This is a genomic window from Streptomyces blattellae (assembly GCF_009709555.1).
GTDB lineage: Bacteria > Actinomycetota > Actinomycetes > Streptomycetales > Streptomycetaceae > Streptomyces > Streptomyces blattellae.
The window spans coordinates 1-6923 of record NZ_WJBG01000156.1 but is presented as its reverse complement, the minus strand read 5'-3'; the positions used below and the strand labels follow the sequence as shown (position 1 = coordinate 6923).

Annotated in this window: 6 protein-coding genes; 1 reads left to right on the top strand and 5 read right to left on the bottom strand. The window is 68.8% G+C overall.

What is annotated here, in order from left to right; genetic code table 11:
* From GFH49_RS18365 to GFH49_RS18345, 5 genes are all read right to left on the bottom strand, one after another.
* Positions 1-815: putative T7SS-secreted protein (locus GFH49_RS18365; protein WP_230396361.1), on the bottom strand; the 815-nt coding region annotated here is incomplete at its 3' end.
* Positions 812-1138 (bottom strand): WXG100 family type VII secretion target, encoded by a 327-nt coding sequence (locus tag GFH49_RS18360; protein ID WP_230396360.1) that lies wholly within the window; start codon positions 1136-1138, stop codon positions 812-814. The genes GFH49_RS18360 and GFH49_RS18365, both read right to left, overlap by 4 nt.
* A gap of 359 nt (positions 1139-1497) precedes the next feature.
* Positions 1498-3300 carry an ABC-F family ATP-binding cassette domain-containing protein gene (locus GFH49_RS18355; protein WP_155057089.1) on the bottom strand — a complete coding sequence of 601 codons (1803 nt, stop codon included), beginning with the start codon at positions 3298-3300 and terminating at the stop codon, positions 1498-1500.
* A 178-nt stretch (positions 3301-3478) separates the two neighbouring features.
* On the bottom strand, positions 3479-5131 hold the full coding sequence (locus tag GFH49_RS18350; RefSeq protein ID WP_155057087.1) for an FAD-dependent monooxygenase: 1653 nt from the start codon (positions 5129-5131) through the stop codon (positions 3479-3481).
* A 262-nt stretch (positions 5132-5393) separates the two neighbouring features.
* On the bottom strand, positions 5394-5765 hold the full coding sequence (locus tag GFH49_RS18345) for a winged helix-turn-helix transcriptional regulator (RefSeq protein ID WP_155057085.1): 372 nt from the start codon (positions 5763-5765) through the stop codon (positions 5394-5396).
* Positions 5766-5884: 119 nt separating this feature from the next.
* Between GFH49_RS18345 and GFH49_RS18340 the strand changes: the two genes are divergently transcribed.
* Positions 5885-6538 (top strand): FMN-dependent NADH-azoreductase, encoded by a 654-nt coding sequence (locus GFH49_RS18340; protein ID WP_155057083.1) that lies wholly within the window; start codon positions 5885-5887, stop codon positions 6536-6538.
* Positions 6539-6923 lie beyond the last annotated feature (385 nt).

Below are 6923 nucleotides of genomic sequence, written 5' to 3'. Positions count from 1 at the left end.
GGCGGGCACCACAGGGTCAGCAGCGCGAGGATGCCGAGGACGGCGGAGATGTTGCTCAGCCAGTCGCCGATCGTCTTCAGCAGGTCCTTGTGCCGGGCGCACCATTCCTGGATGGCGTGTCCGAGTTTCTGGAACTGGTCGCCCAGGCGTTCCCAGAACCCCGGGTCGGGTGGTGCGCTTTCGGTCGCTTTGCGTAGCCGGCTCGCGACCCCACGGGCCTGGGCCTGGTGCTGTTCGAGCAGCCGCTCCGCTTGCTTGATGATCTCTTCGAGTTCACGCTGGGCCTGGTCCAGCTGTGCTGAGGCTGTCGACAGTTCACCGTCGGCCTGCTGGAGGCGGGTGCTTGCCGCGTCGATCTTGGCCTGGGCGTCCTGCAGGGCGGGGCCGGTGAAGTACTGGCCGCTGAGGCGGAAGGAGGGGTCGGACGCCGCCTGGTTGTAGCGGTTGGTCGCGGCGTCCTTGGTCTTCTCCGCGGAGGCGACCTGACCCTTGGCCTGCTTCGCCTGGGCCTCGTACGTACGGGCTGTGCTCTGGTAGTCGGCCAGCGCCGCACGCCACTTCGACAGTTCCGACGATGCCGTGCTCATGGCCTCGTGGCTGTCCTTCAGGTAGCGGGGCAGTTCCCCGACCTTCTTCGAGAACGCGGAGGCGGCGTCTCCGGCCCAGGTGATGTTCCCGGTCAGGCGTGTGATGGTGTTCTGCGCGTTGTCGAGTGCGGCTGCTGCCCTCTTGGTGCGGGCGGCGAGGGAGTCCACGTTGCCGGGGTTGCCCGGTGCGGGGTCGAAGCCGAGCGCGGGGTACGAGTCGCTGCTCACCGGGTGCCGCCCTTCCCGGCGAAGCCGTCACGCAGGGCCGTCTCGACATCCCGGTACGTGTCGCGGGTCTTCTTCAGCCCGTCCTCGATGCCCTGCGTCCCCTCCGCGATCTTCGTGATCGCGTTGTCCCAGCTGTCGTGGAACTCGTCGCAGGCGTTGTCGAGTTCCTTGCTTCCCGTGGTCTTCGGGCCCGTGTCACGCAGCGCGTTCAGCGCCGCACGCATCTCGTCCTGACTCCGGTGAAGTTCCCTGACCAAGGTGTCCAGCTCGGATATGTCTACCTTGAAGCCCGCTCCCATGGCGCCGACGTCCCCCTGTCTCACGCGGTGCAGTTACTGACTGCTGCAGCACGATATCCAGCAGGCGCCGGATGGTCGGTCGGTGGGTCTTCTCGTTCGCAGAACGTTCACGGCCCCTCCGCGCCCGCCTGCCGGCCGACAAGTTCTCCGCCGGGACTCCACCGCTGACCGCGCCGTCGAAATCCGTCCCCGACGACCCCGACTACCGTGCCGTGGCCGACTGCCTCTGCGACGACGTGTACGCCGCCGACATCTGCGGCAAGCGCGCCGAGAGTCTGCCGAGAGTCTCAAGGACGGCTACGTCATGTTCGGCTTCGCCGCCACCGCCGAATTCACGCACGAGCGCCCCGCCCGCGCCCCGCCCGCGCCAAGGGCCCCAACCGCTACGCGTCCTCGGCGAGTTCCAGCCAGCGCAGCTCCAGTTCCTCCCGCTCTCCGGTCAACTGACGCAGCTCGGCGTCCAGTTCGGCGACCTTCGCGAAGTCCGTGGCGTTGCCGGCGATCCGGTCGTGCAGCTTGGTCTCCTTCTCGGAGATCTTGTCGAGCTGCCGCTCGATCCTCTGCAGCTCCTTCTTGGCGGCGCGCTGGTCGGCCGCGCTCGGCCCGGCGGCGGGCTTCACCGCGACGGGCGACGCGGCGGCCACCGCCTCCTCCATGCGCCGGCGCCGCTCCAGGTACTCGTCGATGCCGCGCGGCAGCATCCGCAGCGTGGCGTCGCCGAGGAGGGCGAAGACCCGGTCCGTCGTCCGCTCGATGAAGAACCGGTCGTGGGAGATGACGACCATCGAGCCGGGCCAGCCGTCGAGGACGTCCTCAAGCTGGGTGAGGGTCTCGATGTCGAGGTCGTTGGTGGGCTCGTCGAGGAAGAGGACGTTGGGCTCGTCCATGAGCAAGCGCAGCAACTGGAGGCGGCGCCGCTCGCCACCGGACAGGTCACCGACCGGCGTCCACTGCTTCTCCTTGTTGAAGCCGAACGTCTCGCACAGCTGCCCGGCGGTCATCTCGCGTCCCTTGCCGAGGTCGACGCGCTCCCGCACCCGCTGCACGGCCTCCAGCACCCGCAGGTCGGGGTCGAGTTCGCCGACCTCCTGGGAGAGGTAGGCGAGCTTGACGGTCTTCCCCACCGCGATCCGCCCACCGGCCGGCTGCGCCTCGCCCTCGGTCCGCGCCGCCTCGGCCATGGCACGCAGCAGGGAGGTCTTTCCGGCGCCGTTGACGCCGACGAGGCCGATGCGGTCGCCGGGCCCGAGCTGCCACGTCAGATGCTTGAGCAGCACCTTCGGCCCGGCCTGGACGGTGACGTCCTCCAGGTCGAAGACCGTCTTGCCGAGCCGCGAGGACGCGAACTTCATCAGCTCGCTGCTGTCCCGCGGCGGCGGTACGTCCTTGATCAGCTCGTTGGCGGCCTCGACCCGGAAGCGGGGCTTCGACGTACGGGCGGGGGCGCCGCGCCGCAGCCAGGCCAGCTCCTTGCGGACCAGGTTCTGCCGCTTGGTCTCCTCGGTGGCGGCGATGCGCTCGCGTTCGGCGCGTGCGAAGACGTAGTCGGAGTAGCCGCCCTCGTACTCGTGGACCGCGCCCCTCTGCACGTCCCACATGCGCGTGCAGACCTGGTCGAGGAACCAGCGGTCGTGGGTGACGCACACGAGCGCCGAGCGGCGCTCGCGGAGGTGGTTCGCGAGCCACGAGATGCCCTCGACGTCGAGATGGTTGGTCGGCTCGTCGAGGACGATCAGGTCCTGCTCGTCGATGAGCAGTTTGGCGAGCGCGATACGGCGGCGCTCACCGCCGGAGAGGGGGCCGATGACGGTGTCGAGTCCCTGCGGGAACCCGGGCAGGTCCAGCCCTCCGAACAGCCCGGTGAGTACGTCCCTGATCTTGGCGTTGCCCGCCCACTCGTGGTCGGCCAGGTCCCGGATGACCTCATGGCGGACGGTGGCCGCCGGGTCGAGGGAGTCGTGCTGGGTCAGCACGCCCAGGCGCAGCCCGCCGGAGTGGGTGACCCGTCCGGTGTCGGCCTCCTCCAGCTTGGCGAGCATCCGGACAAGGGTGGTCTTGCCGTCGCCGTTGCGGCCCACGACGCCGATGCGGTCCCCCTCGGAGACGCCGAGGGAGATCCCGTCGAGCAGGGCACGGGTGCCGTACACCTTGCTGACGTTCTCGACATTGACCAGGTTGACGGCCATTTCTCTCCTGCCACGGGGGTCGATCGACCCTCCAGGGTAGTCGGCGGCGTGGTGTGCGGTCCGGTCGGCGGGGGTTCCCCGGCGGTGGCCGAAACGCGGGGGCCGGGTCCTTTCTGGCTTCGCCTGATCGCCGATGCGTCCCGCGAAGGAATTCGCGGGACGGCTGAAGGTCCGCAAGCTAGCCGTGTGCGGCGAGTTCGCCTGACGGCGTCTCGGCGCCTCGGACACGGTCGATCACATGGTCGGGCTGGACGAGTTCATCTGCGCGCCAGGCCACGTGCTGGTCCGGGCGGACGAGTACCATCCGTGCCTCGAACAGGTCGCGCAACTGAGGGTCGGGCAGATCGAGTACCCGGACGGGAACGCCGGCAGCGGCGGCCGCCTTCAGCAGCGGCTCGGCGTCCGGGGCGTCGGCGCCCAGGCGCAGCAATGTGAAGTCGGGGCCCAACAGGTCGTACAGGCATCGCTCCTCATCGATCCAGACATGCGGGGCGAGGTGCCCGGGCCGGGCTGTGGGCACGTATGTGCTCACCTCGTTCGGTGTCGGATCGGTCTGGTCGGGCACGACCACCGGTGAGTTCTCGTAGCGGTAGCCGAGCTGTACGCCGAGGCTTGCGAATTCACGCACCTTTTCGGCCCTGACCGCTTCGGCCACCTGTTTCCGTGTCCGGTCGCCGTCCACTCCGGGTTCCTCGACTCCGAGGACGGGCAGCTGTGCGGGATTCCGCTCGAAATTGTGAACGGCCTCGTCGACGACCCGCTGGTGGACGGGCCGACGTTCTGCCTCGTAGCTGTCCAGGAGCGCCGTGCCGCCCCAGCCGCTGAGCACGGCGGCAAGCTTCCAGCCCAGATCCACCGCGTCGCCGACCCCCATGTTCATCCCGTACCCGCCCGTCGGCGGATGGAGATGGGCGGCATCGCCCAGCAGGAAGACCCGCCCGAGGCGGTATCGCTGCGCGATCAGCCGCGCTGCCGTCCACGAGCCGTTGGCCACGACCTCACAGGGGACTTCCCGGCCGACAGCCCGGAGGAAGGACTGACGGATCTCGTCATCCGTGAGTCGCCCCTCAGCCGGCGCCTCGATCAGCTGGAACCACCAGAGGCCGGAGGTGTCCAGTGGGCCGAGGGCCGCAGGCGTGTCCGGGTTCAGCGTCCAGTAGTGCGCGGCAGGCCGATCGCCGACGACCGACCACAGCGTCGGGGCTCGGAACACGGCCGCGGCGTTGTGGGCGAGCACATCGTCGCCATCCATCTCGACGCCGAGCTGCTGCCGGACGACCGAGTGCGCCCCGTCACAGCCGGCCAGGTAGCGGCAGCGAATGCGCAGGCTTTTACCGGTCGCTGATTCCGTGGCGTGCGCGATGACATGGTCTGCCGTCTGTTCGATCCGCTCGACGGTGACACCGGCGGACCAGGTGACGTTCGGCAGGCTGCCCGCTCGGGCACGCAGCACATCCTCCAGCACATTCTGAGGCACTTGCTGAGCGGGCTCCGGATACGGCAAGTCATGATTCACCGTTGTCGAGAATCCGTTCGAGAAGCGGAACAGCTCCCACCCGGTGAGCCTGGTGACGAAGGCGATGTCGGAGGGGAAAGTCGGCGGCAACGGTGCCGCCGAGCGTACTTCGTCGGCTAGCCCCCATCGCCGCATCAGTGTCATGGTGCGGACGTTGGTCAGCTTGGCCTTCGGTTGCGGCGTCTTCGACGTCCGGCGCTCGACGACTTGGCAGCGGATGCCCCGACTTCCGAGTTCGACGGCCAACGCGGTGCCGACCGGCCCACCTCCGACGATCAGGACGTCGACGCTCAGTTCGTTTGACTCACTGGTCATGACACTGCATCTCCTTTGGCCAGCCCGCACGGGGCTGCGTCCCGAACGTGCACATCAGTGCATCGCTGTCTTTCAGAACTTCCCGAGTGGCATCCGGTCCCGGCGCGCTCCGTCCGCCGGGGTCGTTCGCACCGCGTCACGCCCTGCGACACCGTCACGGGTGATGCACCGCGGCGCCCACGACCTCACGGCCTGAACCCGGCCTGAACCCGACCTGCATCCGGCCTGCATCCGACCTGCGGAAAACTCGCGCAGAGTCTCCTCAGTCCCGTGGGGCCGCTCCGCCCGGAGGCTGACCCAGCAGATACGCCTTCGCCCACTGCGCGAGTTCGTGGAGCGCGGGTTCGAGCGCCGCCCCGACCTCCGTCAACCTGTACGTGACCCGCAGCGGCGGCCCCTCGGCCACCTCGCGCACAACGAGCCCCACGGCGCCGAGTTCGGTGAGCCGGTCGGAGAGCATGCGCTCACTGATCCCGGGGATCGACCTGCGCAGGGCGGCGAAATGCGCTGGACCGTCGATCAGCACGGCCACGATCTGGCCGCTCCAGCGCTTTCCGAGCAACTGGAAGACGCGCGTGATGCCGTCGTCGACCTTCTTGCACGCTCCCACCTCGCGACCCCGCTCGGTTGTCATGCCCCTCAGCGTACTACCCTTTGATACTGAGGTAAAGAAAAGTAAGTGGCTATGCTATTCATAGTTGCATACGAACTATTGGCCCACCCGGCCCACACCACCCCCCTCTGGAGAACCCCATCGCCACCCTCCTGCACATCGACTCGTCCGTGTTCACCGACGGCGCCTCAGCGTCCCGCGCCGTGACCGACGCCTTCCGACGCACCTGGGAAGAGCAGCATCCGGACGGCACGGTCATCTATCGCGATCTCGCCGCAAGCCCGGTGCGGCACATCACCGCCGAGGCGCACACCGCCGGCTTCGCCGACCCCGCCACCCACACGCCCGAGCAGGCCGCGGCCTTCGCCGAGCGCGTGCGGCTGATCGAGGAACTGGAGCAGGCGGACGCGGTGCTGATCGGCGCACCGATGTACAACCTCTCGATCCCCTCGACCCTCAAGGCCTGGCTGGACAACGTGGTCCTCACGGGCCGCACCTTCGGCACCGAGGAGTCGAAGGTGAAGGGCACCCCGGTGACCGTCGTCGCCAGCCGCGGCGGCTCCTACGCCCCCGGCACCCCGCGCGAGGGGTTCGAGTACGTACAGAACTACCTGACCGCGCTCTTCACCGACCTGCTCGGCACCGAACTCGACTTCATCGTCCCGGAACTGACCATGGCCCCGCACAACCCCGCGATGGGCGAGCTGATCCCGAAGTACGAGGCCTCCCGCGAGCGTGCCCTGAACGACGCCGCCACCCGGGCCAAGGAACTGGCCGAACGTCTCGCGGCGTAGCACCCGGGGGCCGCACCGACGCGCATGTGATCGCCCTCAGAGCGAGACGGTCAACACGGCCCCGCACACCGGGAAAGCCCCGCTGGTCCTCCTTCAGTTCCAGTGGTCGTCGCAACACCTCAGCTCAAGGGGTGCGATGGACTTCGAGATCCGGAAGAACCGAGGACCAGGGGGCGGTGGCCCGGCGGGCTGTCGGACATGGCCGAGGGCCGCTCCAAGCCGGCGCTACGGTCATCGGCTCGGCCGCCACCGGCGTGCCCGCAGCGCTGGGCGGACTCGTGAAACTCGTACGGACCCTGCCAAGCGGGCCGCCGACGTCCTGGCCTGCTTCGTGGTGGGGGTGCCAGACGTCAGGACCGGGCGGGAGGGGCGGCATGACCCGTGG